Here is an 18,246-nt window from a genome sequence, read left to right as displayed (position 1 = left end):
CCGGGCCCGTCAGCCCGGCGTCGGTCCCACGTGGGCCCGCTCGGCGGCGGTCAGGGGCGGCCCCGGCGGCACCGGACGGCCCGAGGCACGCGCCACGGCCAGCAGCACCCCCGGTCTGACCAGGGCGTTCACCGGCGCCGACAGCGTCATGACGCCCGTCAGGGCCCGCAGGACGGCGGGATCCACGAGCGCGGCCCGCATCATGTGGGTGACGTAGCCGCGCAGCAGCCGGGCCGGCAGCGGCGGCCGGGGGCCGATCGCGCCGGGATAGTTGATGTCCTCGCCCGCCGACAGGTCCCACGCGCCGGCCGCCGCCCGGGCGACCGCCCGCTGGGCCTCGCGCGAGAGGCCCGGCGCGCCCACGCCCCGCCGCCGCAGGACCCCGCGCAGCGCGACGGCGCCCTGGGCGGCCACCGACATGCCCTGCCCGTAGATCGGGTTGAAGGTGGCGACGGCGTCGCCCAGCACGACGAACCCCTCGGGCCAGGAGGGCAGGCGCTCGAAGAACCGGCGTCGGTTGACGGTGCTGCGCGTCAGGTGCACATCGGTCAGCGGCTCCGCCCGCGCTATGAGGTCCGCGACCAGGGGATGGCGCAGGCCGCGCGCGAACGGCTCGAAGTCGGCGGCGTGCCGGGTGGGTTCGCCGCCCCGGGTGCCGGAGATGGTCACCAGCCAGCGACCGCCCTCGACGGGCATCAGCGTCGCGGCCCGGCCGGGGCGCGGGACGCCGGAGTCGGGCTGGACGGTGACCACGGGGAAGTCGCCGGCGCCCGGCGGGGCGCGGAAGATCCGGGTGGCGTACACCAGCCCGGAGTCCACGGTCTGCTCACGGACGGCCGGCAGCCCCAGGTCGGTCAGCCGGCGCACGGCCCGCGAGCCGCGCCCCGAGGCGTCGACGACCAGATCGGCCGGCAGCTCCTCGTCCCCGTGCGTACCGGTCCGGCGCAGCAGCACCCCGGTGACGCGGCCGGGACCGCCGAGGAGCGCCAGGCTCTCGGTGCCGTCGCGCAGCGTGACGCGCGGGTGCGCCAGGACCTGTTCGCGGACCACCAGGTCCAGCAGGTCGCGGGTGCACGCCACCATGAACTGCGTCTCCGGCCGGCGCGGCAGCCAGCCGGGCGGCGTGAAGACCACCAGGTCCGTCGGCATGGCGATGCGCCGGGCGCCCGCGGCGATCCAGCGCCCGAGCGTGCCCGGCAGCAGCGACTCCACGGCACGGGCGCCGCCGGACATCAGCAGATGCGCGTGGCGGGCCTGCGGCAGCCCGGTCCGCGGCACGGCCCGGGCCGGCAGCCGGTCCCGCTCGACGACCACCACCTCGTCGGCGTGGTCCGCCAGGACGGACGCGGCCAGCATCCCGGCCATGCCGCCGCCCAGCACCACCGCCCGGCGGGCCCTGGGCGCGGTGCGGTCCCGGCGCTGCGGATCACTCATCTGCGACTCCTCTTCTCGGCGGGTAGGAGGTGATCTGCCCGTACCGCGCGCCGCCCGAACACGTGCGGGGGCCCGGCCCGTGGCGCACGGTGGTGAGGTGGAGGTGGGTGCCATGGAGCCGGTGGAGGCGCTGGAGCGGATCGCGTTCCTGCTGGAGCGCGCACAGGCGCCGACGTACCGGGTCAAAGCCTTCCGTACGGCCGCCGCCGTGATCGCCGCCATGGAGCCGCAGGACGTAGGGCGCCGCGCGGCCGACGGCTCGCTCACGCGGGAGAAGGGCATCGGCCCCAAGACCGCCGCCGTGATCGCCGAGGCGGCGCGCGGCGAGGTGCCCGCCTACCTCTCCCGCCTGGAGGAGGAGGCCGGCGGGCCGCTCGCCGAGGGCGGGCTGGCGCTGCGGGCGGCCCTGCGCGGCGACTGCCACCTGCACTCGGACTGGTCGGACGGCGGCAGCCCCATCGAGGAGATGGCCCGCGCGGCCCGCGCGCTCGGCCACGAGTGGGCCGTCCTGACCGACCACTCCCCCCGGCTGACGATCGCCCGCGGCCTGTCCCCCGAGCGGCTGCGCGCCCAGCTGGAGGCCGTCGCGGAGGTCAACGAGCGCCTCGGGGACGGCTTCCGGCTGCTCACGGGCATCGAGTGCGACATCCTGGCCGACGGCTCGCTGGACCAGGAGGAGGAGCTGCTGGAGCGGTTGGACGTGGTGGTCGCCTCCGTGCACTCCAAGCTGCGGATGGACGCCGCGAGCATGACCCGGCGCATGGTCTCGGCGGTGGCCAGCCCGCTCGTGGACGTCCTGGGCCACTGCACGGGACGGATCCTGGGGCACCGGCCGGAGTCGGAGTTCGACGCGGAGATGGTCTTCGCGGCATGCGCCCGCTTCGGCACCGCCGTCGAGATCAACAGCCGGCCCGAGCGGCTCGACCCGCCGCGCCGGCTGCTGCGCACGGCACTCGACGCCGGAGTGCTGTTCTCCGTCGACAGCGACGCCCACGCCCCCGGCCAGCTGGACTGGCAGATCCACGGCTGTGCCCGCGCCGAGGAGTGCGGCGTGCCCGCCGACCGGGTCATCACCACGTGGACGGCGCGGGAGTTGCTGGAATGGACCACATCGAAGTGACCTCGGCGCACGCTCTCCCCGAGATCAGACCCATGCTGGCCACCCCGGCCCCGCTGCCCGCCGAGGACGACGAGGCTTCCTGGGGCTTCGAGGTCAAGTGGGACGGTGTGCGCTGCGTCGTCTACGCGCCGGGCGACGGCGGCCTGCGGCTGGTCACCCGGGCCGGCAACGACGTCACCGCCACCTACCCCGAGCTGCGGGGACTGGGCGAACGGCTGCCCGGCCGGCCCGCGGTGCTCGACGGGGAGATCGTGGTCGTGGACGAGCGGGGGCGGCCCGACTTCGGGCTGCTGCAACGCCGGATGGGGGTCGCCAATCCGCGCCGCGCGGCGCACCTGGCCATGGAGTACCCGGTCCACCTGATGCTCTTCGACGTCATGTACCTAGACGGCGCCCTGCTGACCGGACTGCCGTACCAAGAGCGCCGCGCCCTGCTGTACGGGCTGGGCGTCGGCGGCCCCAACTGGTCGGTGCCCGCGCATGTGGAGGGGCACGGCCGGCAGGCGTGGGACGCCACGCTGCGCAGCGGCTTCGAGGGCGTCCTGGCCAAGCGGCTGTCGTCCCGCTATCTGCCGGGCGTCCGGTCACCCGACTGGCGCAAGACCAAGCACCTGATCACCCTCGACGTGGTCATCGGCGGCTGGGCGGAGGGGCGCGGCCGGCTGGCCGGGCTCCCCGGTGCCGTCCTGACCGGCCTGCGCGAGCCGGCCGGCCTGCGCTACGTGGGCTCCGTCGGGTCCGGGCTCTCCGAGCGCGAACGCGAGGACCTCGCCCGCTATCTGTCGGTGATCCCGCGGGCCGACTCCCCCTTCACCGGCCCGGTCGACGTTTCCGGCGCCCACTGGGTCGAGCCGCGTCTGGTCGCCGAGATCGTCTTCACCGGCTGGACGGCCGCCGACCGGCTGCGGCACCCGACGTGGCACCGGCTGCGCCCGGACCTGACCCAGCTGGGGTGAGGGTCAGGGCAGCCGCCCCCGGGTGGCGCCCTCGCCACCGAGGCCGGCCAACCGGTCGCCGTGCGCGTCGAGGCGGTCGAGGACCTCCTCGGGGCTGAAGGAGAGCTCGTCGGGGCCGGTGCAGGCGGCGACCTCGTCCCAGGTGACGGGGGCGGCGACGCCGGGACGCTCCGGCAGCAGGCGCACGGTGTAGGGGGCGGCGGTGGTCTTCGCGCTCGCGTTCTGCGACCAGTCGATGAGCACCTTGCCCTGGCGTTCGGCCTTGGTCATGGAGACCACCACCAGGCCGGGGTGCTCGTTCATCATCCGGGTGGCCAGCCCCTTGGCGTAGTGCCCGGTGGCCCGGCCGGAGGCGGCCTCGACGGGCGCGTACAGGTGCAGCCCCTTCGCGCCGGAGACCACCGGATAGGCCGTGAGCCCGTCGTCGGCGAGCAGCTGGCGCAGCCGCTGGGCGATGCGGCAGCAGACGACGAGGTCGGTGCCGGGGCCGGGATCGAGGTCGAGGACCAGGCGGTCGTGGCCGTCGGGGCCCGCCTCGGCGGTCCACTGCGGGACGTGCACCTCGTACGCGCCGAGGTTGACCATGGCGATCAGGGCCGCCGTGGAGTCGATCATCACCTGTTCGGCCACCCCGTCCTTGTGCCGGACCGGCACCCGGGGCACCCACCTGGGTGATCCGTTGGGCGGGGTCTTGGCGATCCAGCTCTCGCCGCCCGCGCCCTCGGGGGCGCGGACGAAGGAGGCGGCCCGGCCCGCGGCGTGCGGCAGCATCGCCGGGGCGACGCGGGCGTAGTACCGCAGGATCTGGGCCTTGGTGTGCCCGGACGCGGGAAAGAGCACCCGGTCGAGATGGGACAGGGAGAGCCTGCGGCCCTCGACCTCCACCACCTGCCGTTCCGGGGACTGCCGCTCCGAAGAAGTGGACATAAGCTAATAATTCCCACGGAGGGACGAGAGCTATGCGGAGCATGTGGAAAGGCTCGATCGGCTTCGGGCTGGTCTCCGTGCCCGTGCGGCTGTACGCCGCGACCCAGGAGCACGGCATCCGGCTGCACCAGGTCCACGACCAGGACGGCGGCCGCATCCACCTCAAGCGCGTCTGCGACGCCTGCGGCAAGGAAATCGACTACGAACACGTCGCCAGGGGCTTCGAGGACGAGGAGGGCCGCACCGCCGTCGTCACCAAGAACGACCTGGCGGGCCTGCCCCTGCCGAGCAAGAAGCTCATCGACGTCCTGGCCTTCGTCGACGCCGGCCTCATCGACCCCCTCCAGCTCTCCGGCGCCTACTACCTGGCCCCCGAGAGCGCGGCGGCGAACAAGCCCTACGTCCTGCTCCGCGAGACCCTCAAGCAGACCGAGCGGGTCGCCGTCACCAAGATCGCCCTACGGACCCGGGAGTCGCTGGCGCTGCTGCGCGTCCACGAGGACCTGATGACGCTGCACACCATGTACTGGCCCGACGAGATCCGCGACGCCGGCGACCTCGCCCCGCCCTCGTCCGTCACCGTGCGGCCGCAGGAGCTCAAGATGGCCACGAGCCTGATGGACACCCTCTCGGAGGACTTCGACCTCGACTCCCTGGAGGACGAGTACGAGGTGGCCCTCGACGAGCTCATCAGCGCCCACCTGGACCACCGGCCCACCCCCCGCAAGAAGACCACCCCCGCGCCCGACAACGTCATCGACCTGATGGCCGCCCTGCAGGCGTCCATCGACACGGCGGGCAAAAAGGGGGAGACGAAGAAAGAGGCGGCGGCCGGAGGCACCGCGCCCAGCCGCGCCAGAAAGAGCGCCGAATCGAATAAAGGCGCGAGCAAAAAGGCGGCGGCCAAGAAGACCACGGCCAAAACCACCGCCGCGAAGAGCACCGCTTCGAAAAGCACGGCCGCCAAGAGCACGACGTCGAAGAGCGCCGCGTCGAAGACCACGAAAAAGGCCACCGCCAAAAAGGCGGGCCGCCGCGCCTCCTGAGGGCCGACGACCCGCTGCCTCCGTCAGTCCTTCTCCTCACCGTCCTTGAACGCGCACGCCGCGATCCCGGCCCGGGCCTGCTCCACCAGCCCGTCCGCGCCACAGCGCTCCGCGATGGCCAGCCCCGTCTGCAGCTGCTCGACCGCCTCGACCTCACGGCCCACCGCACGCAGCGCGGAACCGTGGTCGACCAGAGCCGCCGCGTACTCGAACTGGCAGGGCGACTGACTCAGCTGTCCGACCGCCTTGTCGAGCCGGGCGAGCCGCTCCTGCGGCCCGTACAACCGGGCGGAGCGCCGCAGCGCCTCGCCGATCGCGGTCTCCGTGCCGAACCGGTTGGCATGCCGGACGGCCTGGTCGGCGAGGTCCCGGGCACGCTCGGGCTCCTCGTCCACGAGGGCGGCCGCCAGGTCGAGCGCCCAGGGAGCCCAGAGCGTGTTGTGACGGCCGCGCTCCTCCAGTCTGCGCCCGGCCGCCTCGAGTTCGGCGACGGCCTCCTTCACCCGGCCCCGCTCCAGCAGCAGCCGACCGGCCAGGCACGCGGCGTCCGGCAGGACGATCACCGGGGAGTAGGGCGGGTAGAAGAGGTTCTCCTCCGCCACGACCTGCGCTTCGTCGATCTTGCCGCGCGCGATCAGGGTGTCGATCAGCAGACAGGTGCCGTCCCACTGGGTGGGCAGCCCCGGGCCGAGGCGGTAGGCCAGCTCCAGACCCTTGCGCAAGGTCTCCTCGGCGCGGGCCAGTTGGCCACGGCGCCGCTGGACCAGGCCCAGGAAGTCATGGGCCAGGGCCAGATGGGCACCGCTCCAGCCGGAGATCTCGAAGGCGCGCACCGCCTCCGTGAAGAACTCCTCGGCCTGGTCGAGCCGGTCGGTGTAGGCGAAGGTGATACCGATGATGCTGGGGAGCTCGAAACCCCACTCGGTGTTGGTCCACCCCATGCCCTCGGCGAGCCGGCCGTCGACCAGCGCCCGCTCGACGGCCTCGATGACCTCCAGGGCGTTGTCGCCGCGGATCATGCCGTCGAAGCCGCGCAGCGCCAGCAGGGCGCGCTCGGAGTTGTCGCGTCCGCGAAGGGGACGGGCGAGTTCGGCGATGCGCTGGGACCGCCCGTGGGCGTCCTCCTCCTCGACCTGGATGCCCTTCCACAGATAGTGGGCGGCCTGCAGGCGCATCAGGCCGGGGCCCGGTGGCGTACGGGAAGCCTGGTCGGCCACCACCGCGACGGCCTCGCGCAGCTGGCTGTTGTGCGCGTACGCCTGCGAGAGCCGGTAGGTCGCGTCGACGCGCAGCTCTTCGCTGAGGTCCGGCAGGTCCAGGGCGGCACGCAGGTGGTTGACGGTGGTCTGCGGCGAGGTGAGCAGCGCGGCGCAGCCCAGTTCGTAGAGGAGCATGGCGCGCTCCTCCTCGGCGGGCGGCTCCTGCAGCGCCCGCTCCAGGCAGCGACGGGCGGCGTCCGGGGCGCCCACCGCGAGGTGCTCGCGGGCGGCGGCGCGCAGCTGGGTGACCACCTCGGGGTCCCCGTCGGGGTGCACCTCCAGCAGGTGCCGGGCGGAGACGGCCACTCCCTTGCCCGCGTCCGCCGACAGCCAGGCCGCCTGGCCGTGCATGGCGGTACGGGTGGCCCCGGGGATGGCCCGGTAGACCGCGGTGCCGATCAGTGGGTGGACGAACTCCAGCTGCGCGGTGCCCGTGAGGATGCGGGCCTCGCGCAGCTGGTCGGCGCAGTCGGCGGCCTCGGAGGGGCCCATGGCCGCGAGGCTGGCGGCCAGCCGTTCCTCGATCTCCGTGCCGAGGACGGCCGCGGCCCAGGCGAAACGGGTGACCGCCGGGCCGAGCTGCTCCAGGCGGGCCACCAGGCCCTTGCCGCGGGCCGCCGCGCCCAGGTCGCGCAGCAGTGCCGCGGACTCCTCGACCGGCTCGATGTCCCGGTCCTGTGCCTTGGCTATCAGCTCGACGACCTCGTAGGGGTTTCCGCCGGTGACCGCCCAGACCTCCCGGCAGAACGGCGGGTCGGCCCTGGGGCCGAGGGCGTCCTGCACCAGGCCGGCCACGGCCTCAGGGGTCAGGGTCCGCAGCTCGACCGGCCGGACCGACCGGCCCTCGACCAGGTCACGGAAGGCAGGCGTGTGCTCGGGCAGTTCGTTGGGCCGGTAGGCCAGCACGAGCAGCAGGGGCATCTCGCCCAGCCGCACGCTGAAGGAGGTGAGCCAGGACAGGGACTCCGGGTCGGCCCAGTGGGCGTCGTCCACGACGACGACCAAGGGCTGGCGTCGGATGGCGAGTTGGGTGACCACCCAGTCGAGTCCGTCCCGCACGCCCTGGGGGTCGGCCTGCGGTCCGACGGGCGGCGCGATGCCCAGCGCGGGCCCGGCGATGTCGTACCAGCCGCCCAGCAGCTCATGCCGGGCGGGCACGGTCATCGGCGCCAGGGCGGGCTGGAGCAGCTGCCGTACGACGTGGAACGGGACCTTCTCGGCCGACCTGCTGCCGCGCGCGAAGAGCACCGTGCAGGTGCCGCACTCGGCGGACAGCCGCCGCACCTCGGTGAGCAACGCCGTTTTGCCCAGGCCCGCTTCACCGCTGAAGAGGAGTAGACCGCCTTCCTTCGGCTGCTCGCCGCCGTCCTCTGGTCCGTCCGGTCCCTGGCGGCGGCCACAGAGGCCGTGCACCGCCCGTTCGACGACGGCGAGCTCGCGCTCGCGCTCGAACAGGGCGGCAGATGGGTCGCGTTCACGCTGATGCCCCGACATGGCGATGTCTCCCCGGAGAATGTGGTGGGGCGAGCCTAGCCCCGTCCGTCGGCGAACGGGCCCGGTTCGGCGGACGGACCACCCGTGAGCGTGACCTTCACCGCGCACCGAACGCCCATTCAGGGCGTTCGGAAATGCATTCGCACAAGAGGTGAAGGTCATTATGAGGCCATTCGAATTCGCTCGTCAGCCCATCACGCGAATATGACAACTTCACGCCGGAGCATCGTGCGACAAGCTACGCTCCATCTCGCGCAGCGGGCCGCCTGGCTCTGGCACGCTGCGGTCAAGTGCTGTGCTGCCGCCGCCTTTCCGGGAGAACGGAAAACGCCGCGCGCCGGCCCCCACTCCTTTATGTCTCAAGAGTTCCGAGGATCTCGATGGTTGGTACTGGCTCGTCGGCTTCAGGGCGGCCCCCCTCCGCTCTTATATGGGTGGTCTCCCCTCTGGTACTGGCCGTGTGCACGGTCACGGCGTCCCTCGCCGTGACCCCCGAGGCCCGCGCGCCCGTGGCCTGGTGCGGGGCGGTGGCCACGGTCGCGGTGGCGCTGGCCGCCACCGAGGCGGCCCGCCGGGGACGGGTGATCGCCGGGCTGCGCCGGCGCCACGCCGAGCGGGAGGCCCTCCTGCAGCACCGGCTCGACCAGCACGACGCGGAGACCTGGCGCTTCGCACGTGATGTGATGCCCGAGGCGCTCAAGCTGATGCGCCACGGCGCCCCCACCGACCAGGTCCTGCGCGTCACCATCCCCATCCACGAGCTGGAGCCCGGCTTCGCCGCCGCGCACCGCTCGGTGGTGCGGTCCGTGATCGAAGCCGTCCAGGCGGAAGAGGCGCTGCGTGACGCGGCCCACCGCGCGTTCGTCAACATCGCCCGCCGCATGCAGGCCATCGTTCACCAACAGGCGTACGACATCCGGGAGATGGAGCACAAGCACGGCAACAACCCGGACGTCTTCGGTGACCTGCTGCACCTGGACCACGGCAACGCCCTGACCGGCCGGCTCGCGGACAGCATCGCGGTGCTCGGCGGCTCGCGCCCGGGCCGTCAGTGGCGCTCCGAGATCCCGCTCTACAACGTGCTGCGCGGCGCGATGTCGCGCATCCTCGAGTACCGGCGCGTGGACCTGCACTCGGTGGCGGACGTCGCCGTCGTCGGCCCCGCCGTCGAGCCCGTGATCCACGCGCTGGCCGAGCTGCTGGACAACGCCACGCGTTACTCGCCGCCGCAGACCCGGGTGCATCTGACCGCCGTGGACATCCAGTCCGGCATCGCGGTGGAGATCGAGGACGCGGGCGTCGGCCTGACCGACGAGGCCCGTCGCCGCACCGACCGGGTGCTGTCCAAGGAAGGCGGCCTCGACCTGGACGACCTCGGCGAGTCCCCGCGGCTGGGCCTGGCGGTGGTCAGCCGGCTAGCCAACGCCCACGACTTCATCGTCTCGCTGCGGCCCTCGGCGTACGGGGGTGTCCGCGCGGTTCTGGTCATCCCCCCGAACCTGATCACCGCGAGCCGCTTCCCCGGCGGTGACATCGCCCGTGCCCCCAAGCTTCCGCCGTACAAGAAGAAGCGGCGGCCCGGCTCCGGCTCCATCCCCGCCCAGCCCTCGGCGGCGCCGATCATGGACAGCCCCGTTCCCCCGCCGCTGGGTGACAGCGGCCTCCCCCAGCGCCGGCGCCGGCGCGGCCCCGCGCCGCTGCCGTTCGGCCGTGGCGCGGCCGAACGCGGCCGGGCCGGCGCCGACCGCCAGGGCGCGCCGGACCGCCGCGGCCGGGCCGAGCAGAGCCGGACCACCGCCGACCGGAGGCCCCCGGCCCCGTCCGCTCCCGAGGAGCAAACCGTGCAGCCCGGCCTGTGGCTGGCCGCCTTCACCAGCGGCATCAACGGTGAGCTGCCGCAGCAGGACGGGCCCCGGCGGCCGATCAGTGATATCCCGTCAGACAAGGAAGAGTAGCCAAGTGACGCAGCAGCCGCGGTTCAACATGGACTGGATGCTCAAGGACCTGGCAACCAGCGTCCCTCAGACCCGCCACGTGATCGTGCTGTCCTCGGACGGCCTGCGCATGGCCCAACACGGCACCGACACGGAGGTCGCCGACCGCCTCGCCGCCGCCTGTGCCGGACTGCAGAGCCTGTCCACGGCCATCGCCTCCGAGTTCCCGCACGGGGACGGACAGATGCGCCTGGTCGTGATCGAGGTCGACGGCGGCTTCTTCTACCTGATGGCCGCCGGCGCCGGAGCGTATCTGGCGGTGCTGGCCGACGACGATGTGGACGCCGGGCTGATGGGCATGAAGATGCGGGACCTGGTGGCCCGCATCGGCTCCCACCTCACCAGCCCGCCGCGGGTCGGCGGGGCGGTGACATGAGCGAAGCCGCACCCGGCCCCGCGTCCGGTCCCGAGCCCCCGGGCAACCCGGACCGGCTGTACATCCTCAACGGCGGCGAGGGCCACGCGGAGGCGAAGCGAGGGCTCGACCTGGTGACGCTGATCGTCTCCCGGGCCGAGCCCGACCCCGGACTTCAACCGGAGCACGCGGCCGTCGTCAGGATGTGCGACTACCCCCTGTCGGTGGCCGAGGTATCCGCCTACCTGGAGCTGCCGGTCAGCACCCTCACCCCGCTGCTGACCGAGCTCCTCTCCGGTGGACAGGTCGAGGCCCGCCCACCGGTGCCGACGGCCGCGCTGCCCGATGTTCGACTGCTTGAGGCGGTGATGCATGGACTACAAAAGCTCTGACGGCTACGCCGGGCCGCGCAGCGAGGACACCCTTCCGGCCTCCGCCACCGCGGCCGTCAAGGTTGTGATCGTCGGAGGATTCGGGGTCGGCAAGACGACCCTGGTCGGCTCGGTGAGCGAGATCCGTCCACTGACGACCGAGGAGACGATGACCCAGGCCGGCGTCGGCGTGGACGACCTGGCCGGCATCGAGCAGAAGACCGAGACCACGGTCGCCATGGACTTCGGCCGGATCAGCATCAACGACCACCTGGTGCTGTACCTGTTCGGAACCCCCGGACAGCAGCGCTTCTGGTTCCTGTGGAACGGGCTCTTCGAGGGCGCCCTGGGCGCCGTGGTCCTCCTCGACACCCGCCGGATGGAGGTCAGCTACGACGTGATCGGCCGCCTGGAGGAACGCGGCGTGCCCTTCGTCGTCGGCGTCAACGCCTTCCCCGGAGCCCCCAAGTACCCCATGTCGGAACTCCGCGCCGCGATGGACCTGGACGACTCCGTCCCCATGGTCGACTGCGACGCCCGCGACCGCTCCTCCTGCCGCGACACCCTGATGGCGCTGATGCGCTATCTGTACACCCTCACTACCGTCCCCACGGAGTCACAGTGACCGACACCTCTGAACACTCCCGCGCCGAAGGTCTTTCGACGCCGCCGCCTCAGTGCCCGGCGAGCAAACTGGGCCTGGGCCCGGGCCCGGGCGGCAGGACCCGGTTGTACGGGCCGGAGGCGGAGGCGGATCCGTACGGGCTGTACGAGCGGTTGCGCGAGGAGCACGGATCGGTCGCCCCGGTCCTGCTCTCGGGCGACCTGCCGGCGTGGCTGGTACTCGGCTACCGGGAAAACCTCGACGTGACGCGGACGCCTTCGCGGTTCTCGCGTGATCCACGGCTCTGGACCGAGACGCGCGAGGGGAGGGTGCCGCCCGATCACCCGCTCCTGCCGGTGGTCACATGGCAGCCGATGATGTCGTTCGTCGATGGTGAGCAGCACGAGCGCTGGCGCGGGGCCGTGAACGACAGCATCGCGCGCTTCGACCGGCGGGGCATCCGCCGTCACGTCACGCAATGCGCCAACCAGCTGGTGGACCGCTTCTGTGCCACCGGCCACGCCGACTTGGTGCACCAGTTCGCCGAGCACCTGCCCATGATGGCCATGACACAGCTGCTCGGCATGCCCGAGGAGTACAGTCCTCAACTGGTCAATGCCGCGCGCGACATGCTCCGTGGAACCGAGACGGCGATCGCGAGCAATGAGTTCGTCCAGGAGACGCTGCGCAAGCTTGTCGCGCGCAAACACGCGCAACCCGGTGCCGATTTCACCACCTGGCTGCTCGAGCACCCCGCTGGGCTGACGGACGACGAGGTCCAGCAACACTTGCGGCTGGTTCTCATCGCCGCCTTCGAAACAACAGCGAACCTCATCGCGAACACGCTGAAAATGGTGCTGACCGACGTGCGGTTCCAAGCATCACTGGCGGGTGGGCACATGACCCTGCCGGACGCCGTCGAGCAGGTGCTGTGGGACGAGCCGCCGTTCCTGACCGTCCTCGGCCGCTGGGCCGCTCAGGACACGGAGCTCGCGGGAAAGCAGATCAAGGCAGGTGACGCACTGGTCCTGGGGCTGGCTGCCGGCAACGTGGACACCGTGGTCCGGCCCGACCTCGACGCCCCGATCCACGGGAATCGCGCGCACCTGGCCTTCAGTGGCGGCGCCCATGAGTGCCCCGGCCAGGATGTCGGCCGAGCCATCGCCAGTACGGGTATCGATGCCCTCCTGCTGCGCCTTCCGGACCTCGCGCTCGCCGTGGAGGAGTCGGAGCTCTACTACCGCTCCTCACTGCTTTCCCGTCATCTCATCGAGCTTCCGGTGAAGTTCACAGCGCATGAGCCCACTCCACTGGAGCTGACCGTCGGGGCCCCCAGCGCCGATCAGCCGTCCGAGGTCGTCCAGCCCATGGCACCCGCGGTGCCGTCCGGGCAGGCACCCAAGAACCGCACTTCATGGTGGAAGTCGCTGCGGAATCTGTTCCGGCGCCGCTAGGCGGCATTGGGCAAGACACGCCCCTTCACCGCGTCGCGCCACGTTCACACCCCACCTGGGGTAGGTCACGCCCTGCCCCAGGTCACCTCCGCAATGTCCGTGAGATCAGGCCTTTTCGAGCACCGATAGCAGGTCGGTGATGTGTGCCGCCTGGCCCGCCTGCGAGGTGACGTAATCATGGGTGTAGCGCGGCACTTCGAGGTGCCACTGACGGTTGCCGTTGAAGGTGGCCCGGTGGCTGTGTGCGTACCGCAACGCATCAGCACGCTGTCGGCCGGTGGCTCCGGCCGCATCGAGTTGCATCGGCAGCTCGTGTTCGGCCCGTAGGTACCACTGAACGCATTCCCTGGCCATCCTCGCGGCGCTGTCGATCGCCTCGGGCACCGTGCAACCCTCGTGGGTACGGATGACCGTCACGATGTTCTGCGGGCCGTCCAGGGCGAGATCCTTCTCCACCGAGACAAGGTCGTTGACCAGCCCGGCGTAGTCCGACGCCAGGTTGTGCAGGGCCTCGAGCGCCGGGAGGTGCCGAACGTTCTCCGGAAGGTCGACGTGCAGTACGACCTCGAGCAGGTCGGCACAGGGAAGCATCTTGATGTCGTGCCGACGGCGTTCCCTGTACTCCGCCACTGAAGGTATGCGCCCCGACAGACGGTCGATCTGAGCCGAATAGCCGGACTGCCAGCCTCGCCGCCAGTGATCGATGAAGGATCGTTTCCAGCCTTCGGAGCGGTTCGCAGCGGTACGCCGCCACAAGTCGTCCAGGGCACGGATGACGGGGGTGGATGTGAACTCCCCATGCTCCAGGTAGTTCAACGCCTGCCCCATGGCGGTGCGACACACCGCAGGGGCTTCGCCGGCCAAGCCGTCGTCCATCGCATCGTCGACGACTGTCCCCCACAAGATCCATCCGGTGACCAAGTCGAAGGTGTCGGCATCGGCCGTCGGGTAATAGAGTCCGGAAAGGTATTCCATGCAACTCCGGTACATGTGAACACGTACTGCTCCGGGAATCAGTCCAAAGGAATCCGCCCACGCGTACATGCGTTGCCTGGCCGGCTCCAGGTGAGGGTTGACTCCGGTGCCTGACAGTGGCGCAGGCAGCGTGGGCAGACGGTTTTCGTTCATTTCCGCGATCCCTTCCCTTCTGTGGCCGTGACCGGGCACGCCGACGTTTCCCTTGAGCAACTCCGTGAGGAACGACCCTGCGATCAGGGGACTTACCGCCGGTATGGCACGCGACTCAAGTGCCGAACCGGCGCATTCGCCGTGCATAATCGGTCAGCGCGAATTCGAGATGGGACCGGCGGAAGTCGGGCCACAGGGCGGGACAGAAGTGGAGTTCCGACAAGCTTGTCTGCCACGCCATGAACCCCGACAGGCGATGCTCGCCGGAGGTGCGGATGACCAGGTCCGGATCCGGCTGTCCACGCGTCGACAGGGCCTCGGCGATCTGCCTTTCCGTCACTTCGACGGGGAGGCCGGCACCGTGCACGGCCGCCGCCTTCAGGGCCAGTGAGCGAACGGCGGCGACTATGTCCGCACGCCCGCTGTAGCCGATGGCCAGGTTGACCTGCGGACCTCGTATGTCGCAGCTGCTCTCGACCGCCGCCTGCACCTCCGTCGCCAGCCGTGTCGGCAGAACGTCGATGTCACCGAGATGCCGGATCCGCCACCGTCGGCTCGCGGCCAGCGTTCGGACCAGACCGCCGATGATGTCCACGAGTTTGTGCAGCTCGCCCGGAGAACGGTTGAGATTGTCCGTCGACAGCAGCCACCAAGTGGTGATCTGCACACCCGCAGCCTCACACCACTCCAGAGCCCTGCAGATGTTCTCTGCGCCCCGGCGATGCCCTTCCTCCAAGGGCACTTGATGGGCGTTCGCCCAGCGGCGGTTACCATCGACGATGAATGCGACGTGCTTCGGCGCGTGTCCGGTGCCCGCGGTGAATCCGGTACCGAAAGCGGCAGGTGAGTCCGACTGCGCCGGCAAGGTGGACGCGACCGATGTAGCGCTCTGGTTTGTCATGATCGCTCCGCTCATGATGAAGAGACTTGCTGCGACGTTTCCCACCCACGCTCCGGAGACCATCGGGAACTCCGTAAGAATTGCCGGGCGGAATGCGAACCGTGGTGGTACCGATCTCGTGGCGACGGAGACCGGAGCGGCACGGGTGCAGTGGGAGCGGGAAGACCATCTCGATCACCGGGACACAGTGCGCCGGTGTACCACCCCGGGACACTGCGTTCTTTACGGCCCGAACCCATCCCCCCTCCGTAATAGAGCGGCGCCCTGCGGCAGGCACCACACCATCAAGTGACGGACACAATGCAGCGCTCAGGGGCCTGGCGACACCCTGCCGCCGCAGAGGCCGGCACATCTGTCCCAGCGAGCGCATGCGTCGCAGAGCGCGCCGGAGCATACGGCGGCACACAGGATGAAAAACCCAGGCGCTGGCCTATTGTCACCAACCTGGCGACATGGTCACAAGAGCGGGTATGTGACGATGCTCGTGACGTGGGTGAGATAGGACTGCACCAAGAGGAAGCCTGCATACGAAGGGTCATGCTCAACCTACGACTCCGTCGCAGCCGCGGCACTATTGACGCCGTAGCCGACGCCAGCCTGATGATGAGCATCAATACCTAATAATGCGTCGAACGCGCCCTGACCGGCGGAAGAGCCCTCTTAGAGGTGTACCCTCCGCCGGACAGCGAACACCGGACAGTGCGGCGCAAAAGAATCGATCGGGCATTCCCGACATCGGTGGTGAGCGAGGGCGAGGGAGCCACACCATGATGACCATGCCTGCCGACCTTGCACGTCACCCGCTCCTCGCCTCGCCCTGGGCACGGGCCGCCGCGGCCGTTCTCGCCGGGGCGTTGCCCGCGCTCGCGTTTCCCGAGCCGTCGTTGTGGTGGCTGGCCTGGGTGGCGCTCGTGCCGTGGGTGTTGCTGGTGCGGGCGGCGGCTACGGGGCGGCGGGCGGCGGTCTATGGGTGGCTGGGTGGGGCCGGGTTTTTGTTGGCTGCGCATCATTGGCTGCTGCCGAATCTGCATGTGTTCATTCTGGTGCTGGCCGCGCTGCTGGGGCTGTTGTGGGCGCCCTGGGGGCTGCTGGTGTACCGGCTGTTGGGGGGATCGCCGGGGGCGGGGCAGGTGGTGGCGGCGTTGGTCGTGGTGCCGGCCGGGTGGCTGGTCGTGGAACTCGTGCGGTCCTGGGAGTACTTGGGTGGGCCCTGGGGGCTGCTCGGGGCCAGTCAGTGGCAGGTGGCTCCCGCGCTGCGGGTCGCCTCGGTCGGGGGTGTGTGGCTGGTCGGGTTTCTGATCGTCGCCGTCAACACCGGTGTCGCCGCGCTGATTTCGGTGCCCCGGGCCCGTACGGTCGCGGCCATCGGCGTGCTGGCCTGCGCCGTGCTGGTCGGCGGCGTGTGGGTGTGGGCGCCGGTGCCGCAGTACGCCGGGACGGTGCGGGTGGCGGTCGTACAGCCCGGGGTGATCGGCGGCGGGGGCAGTGTGCAGCGGCGTTTCGATCGCGAGGAGGAGCTCACCCGGCGGCTGGCCGGGCAGCGGGTGGAGCTGGTGGTGTGGGGCGAGAGCAGCATCGGCCAGGACCTGCGGAACCGTCCCGATCTGCGCGACCGGCTCGCCGCGCTCTCCCGGGCGGTCCGCGCCGATCTGCTGGTCAACGTCGACGCGCGGCGCTCGGACCAGCCGGGGATCTTCAAGAGCTCGGTGCTCATCGGTCCGGAGGGGCCGACCGGGGACCGTTACGACAAGATGCGGCTGGTGCCGTTCGGTGAGTACATCCCGGCGCGGTCGCTGCTGGGCTGGGCCACGTCCGTGGGCAAGGCGGCCACCGAGGACCGCCGGCGCGGTGAGCAGCCGGTGGTGATGCGGCTGCCGGACACCAGCGGGCGCGGCCTGCGGATCGGGCCGCTGGTGTGCTTCGAGTCGGCGTTCCCCGACATGAGCCGGAGCCTGGCGAAGGACGGCGCGCAGTTGCTCGTCGCCCAGTCGGCGACCTCGACCTTCCAGCGCAGCTGGGCGCCGTCCCAGCACGCCTCGCTCGCCGCGCTGCGGGCGGCCGAGACCTGGCGGCCGATGGTGCACGCGACGCTCACCGGGGTGAGCACGGTGGCGGATCCGCGTGGCCGTACGGTCGGCGCACCGCTCGGCGTGGACAGCAGCTCGGCGGCCGTCTATGACGTCCCGCTGGCGCGGGGTACCAGCCCGTACGTCCGGACAGGGGACTGGGCCCTCTACGGTTCGCTCGTGGTCCTGGCCGTCTACGGTGCCGTCGAAGGCGCCCGGCGGGCCGTCAGGAGTCCGCGGCGATCTCGGTGACGATCCGTTCGCACATTTCGTGGGTGAGCAGGGCGTCCGCGGCGTCCAGGGTCCTGCCGGCCGCCACGGCCTCGAGGAAGGCGTCGACGATCTGCTCGATGCCGCGCTGCCGGGCGACGGAGACCCAGTCGCCGCGGCGGCGGACGGTCGGCTGGCCCTTGTGGTCGATCACGTCGGCGAGGTTGAGGACCTGCCGCTTGGTGTCCTGGCCGGCGACTTCCAGGATCTCCTCGGCGGAGCCGCTCATGCGGTTCATGGTGCCGATGGCGGTGAAGCCGTCGCCGGACAGTTGCAGCACGACGTGGTGGGCGATGCCGTCGCGGACCCTGGCCCGTACGTCGATGTGGTCGACGGTGCCCGGCGCGAGGAAGCGCAGGGTGTCGACGACGTGTATGAAGTCGTCGAGGACGAGCGTGCGTGGGTCCTCGGGGAGGCCGACGCGGTTCTTCTGCATCAGGATCAGGTCGCGCGGGTGCTCCGCGCACTGGGCGTACCCGGGGGCGTAGCGGCGGTTGAAGCCGACCATGAGGGAGACCTGCCGCTCCCGGGCCAGGCGGACGAGCCGCTCGCTGTCGGCGAGGTGGTAGGCGAGCGGCTTGTCGACGTAGACGGGGACGCCCGCTTCGAGGAGGGGGGTGACGATCTCGGGGTGCGCGGCGGTGGCCGCGTGCACGAACGCCGCGTCGAGGCCGGCCGCGAGCAGGGAGTCGAGGTCGGTGTGGCGCCGTCCGTCCGGCACGTGGTGGGTGTCGGCGACGCGGTGCAGGGTGGCCGGGGTGCGGGTCTGGAGGTGGACCTCGAGGTCCGGCCGGGTGGTGAGTACGGGCAGGTACGCCTTCTGCGCGATGTCTCCGAGGCCGATGCAGCCGATTCTCATGTGGCCTC

Annotated in this window: 15 protein-coding genes; 9 read left to right on the top strand and 6 right to left on the bottom strand. The window is 71.2% G+C overall.

The genetic code is table 11. From position 1 onward, the window contains the following. Nucleotides 1-9 precede the first annotated feature (9 nt). Nucleotides 10-1,434, bottom strand: a complete 1,425-nt coding sequence (locus tag ABZ956_RS07190) for an FAD-dependent monooxygenase (protein ID WP_361888217.1) — start codon at nucleotides 1,432-1,434, stop codon at nucleotides 10-12. A gap of 112 nt (nucleotides 1,435-1,546) precedes the next feature. On the opposite strand from ABZ956_RS07190, the gene ABZ956_RS07185 reads away from it, so the two are divergent. Both ABZ956_RS07185 and ligD (ABZ956_RS07180) read left to right on the top strand, forming a co-directional pair. Continuing rightward, nucleotides 1,547-2,554 (top strand): PHP domain-containing protein, encoded by a 1,008-nt coding sequence (locus ABZ956_RS07185; RefSeq protein ID WP_361888214.1) that lies wholly within the window; start codon nucleotides 1,547-1,549, stop codon nucleotides 2,552-2,554. Next, nucleotides 2,536-3,510, top strand: coding sequence for a non-homologous end-joining DNA ligase (gene ligD, locus ABZ956_RS07180; protein ID WP_361888211.1), 975 nt, complete (start codon nucleotides 2,536-2,538; stop codon nucleotides 3,508-3,510). Before ABZ956_RS07185 ends, ligD (ABZ956_RS07180) begins: the two co-directional genes overlap by 19 nt. Nucleotides 3,511-3,513: 3 nt before the next feature. Here the strand turns inward: ligD (ABZ956_RS07180) and ligD (ABZ956_RS07175) are convergent, their stop codons facing one another. Next, entirely contained in the window at nucleotides 3,514-4,437 is a 924-nt protein-coding gene (gene ligD / locus ABZ956_RS07175) for a non-homologous end-joining DNA ligase (protein WP_361888208.1), read from the bottom strand. 32 nt (nucleotides 4,438-4,469) lie between these two features. Here ligD (ABZ956_RS07175) and ABZ956_RS07170 point away from each other — a divergent pair, with 32 nt between their 5' ends. Next, nucleotides 4,470-5,483 carry a Ku protein gene (locus tag ABZ956_RS07170; protein ID WP_361888206.1) on the top strand — a complete coding sequence of 338 codons (1,014 nt, stop codon included), beginning with the start codon at nucleotides 4,470-4,472 and terminating at the stop codon, nucleotides 5,481-5,483. Between the two features lie 23 nt (nucleotides 5,484-5,506). On the opposite strand, the gene ABZ956_RS07165 is transcribed toward ABZ956_RS07170, so the two are convergent. Next, on the bottom strand, nucleotides 5,507-8,236 hold the full coding sequence (locus ABZ956_RS07165) for an AAA family ATPase (RefSeq protein ID WP_361888203.1): 2,730 nt from the start codon (nucleotides 8,234-8,236) through the stop codon (nucleotides 5,507-5,509). Nucleotides 8,237-8,616: 380 nt separating this feature from the next. On the opposite strand from ABZ956_RS07165, the gene ABZ956_RS07160 reads away from it, so the two are divergent. From ABZ956_RS07160 to ABZ956_RS07140, 5 genes are read left to right on the top strand one after another with little or no spacing between them, the layout of a single operon-like run. Beyond that, on the top strand, nucleotides 8,617-10,191 hold the full coding sequence (locus tag ABZ956_RS07160; RefSeq protein WP_361888200.1) for an ATP-binding protein: 1,575 nt from the start codon (nucleotides 8,617-8,619) through the stop codon (nucleotides 10,189-10,191). Nucleotides 10,192-10,219: 28 nt separating this feature from the next. Next, nucleotides 10,220-10,606: a roadblock/LC7 domain-containing protein gene (locus ABZ956_RS07155; protein ID WP_190109753.1), complete on the top strand. Its 387-nt coding sequence runs from the start codon at nucleotides 10,220-10,222 to the stop codon at nucleotides 10,604-10,606. Next, nucleotides 10,603-10,977 carry a DUF742 domain-containing protein gene (locus tag ABZ956_RS07150; RefSeq protein ID WP_361888197.1) on the top strand — a complete coding sequence of 125 codons (375 nt, stop codon included), beginning with the start codon at nucleotides 10,603-10,605 and terminating at the stop codon, nucleotides 10,975-10,977. Before ABZ956_RS07155 ends, ABZ956_RS07150 begins: the two co-directional genes overlap by 4 nt. Then, on the top strand, nucleotides 10,958-11,581 hold the full coding sequence (locus ABZ956_RS07145) for an ATP/GTP-binding protein (protein WP_361888194.1): 624 nt from the start codon (nucleotides 10,958-10,960) through the stop codon (nucleotides 11,579-11,581). The genes ABZ956_RS07150 and ABZ956_RS07145 overlap by 20 nt, the downstream gene beginning before the upstream one ends. Further along, entirely contained in the window at nucleotides 11,578-13,014 is a 1,437-nt protein-coding gene (locus ABZ956_RS07140; RefSeq protein WP_361888191.1) for a cytochrome P450, read from the top strand. The genes ABZ956_RS07145 and ABZ956_RS07140 overlap by 4 nt, the downstream gene beginning before the upstream one ends. Before the next feature lie 105 nt (nucleotides 13,015-13,119). On the opposite strand, the gene ABZ956_RS07135 is transcribed toward ABZ956_RS07140, so the two are convergent. Continuing rightward, nucleotides 13,120-14,142 carry a hypothetical protein gene (locus ABZ956_RS07135; protein ID WP_361888188.1) on the bottom strand — a complete coding sequence of 341 codons (1,023 nt, stop codon included), beginning with the start codon at nucleotides 14,140-14,142 and terminating at the stop codon, nucleotides 13,120-13,122. Nucleotides 14,143-14,257: 115 nt separating this feature from the next. Further along, nucleotides 14,258-15,058: a polyprenyl diphosphate synthase gene (uppS, locus tag ABZ956_RS07130; protein WP_361888185.1), complete on the bottom strand. Its 801-nt coding sequence runs from the start codon at nucleotides 15,056-15,058 to the stop codon at nucleotides 14,258-14,260. Nucleotides 15,059-15,813: 755 nt separating this feature from the next. Here uppS and lnt point away from each other — a divergent pair. Further along, the gene (gene lnt, locus ABZ956_RS07125; protein ID WP_361889376.1) at nucleotides 15,814-17,361 is read left to right on the top strand and encodes an apolipoprotein N-acyltransferase; all 1,548 of its coding nucleotides are present in this window, start codon (nucleotides 15,814-15,816) and stop codon (nucleotides 17,359-17,361) included. Here the strand turns inward: lnt and ABZ956_RS07120 are convergent. Continuing rightward, nucleotides 17,336-18,238, bottom strand: a complete 903-nt coding sequence (locus ABZ956_RS07120; RefSeq protein WP_361888182.1) for a Gfo/Idh/MocA family oxidoreductase — start codon at nucleotides 18,236-18,238, stop codon at nucleotides 17,336-17,338. The two genes, lnt and ABZ956_RS07120, sit on opposite strands and share 26 nt — an antisense overlap. Between the last annotated feature and the right edge of the window lie 8 nt (nucleotides 18,239-18,246).

This window comes from Streptomyces sp. NPDC046261 (assembly GCF_040646235.1).
Classification (GTDB): Bacteria; Actinomycetota; Actinomycetes; order Streptomycetales; family Streptomycetaceae; genus Streptomyces.
This window is presented reverse-complemented; position numbering and strand designations above follow the sequence as displayed.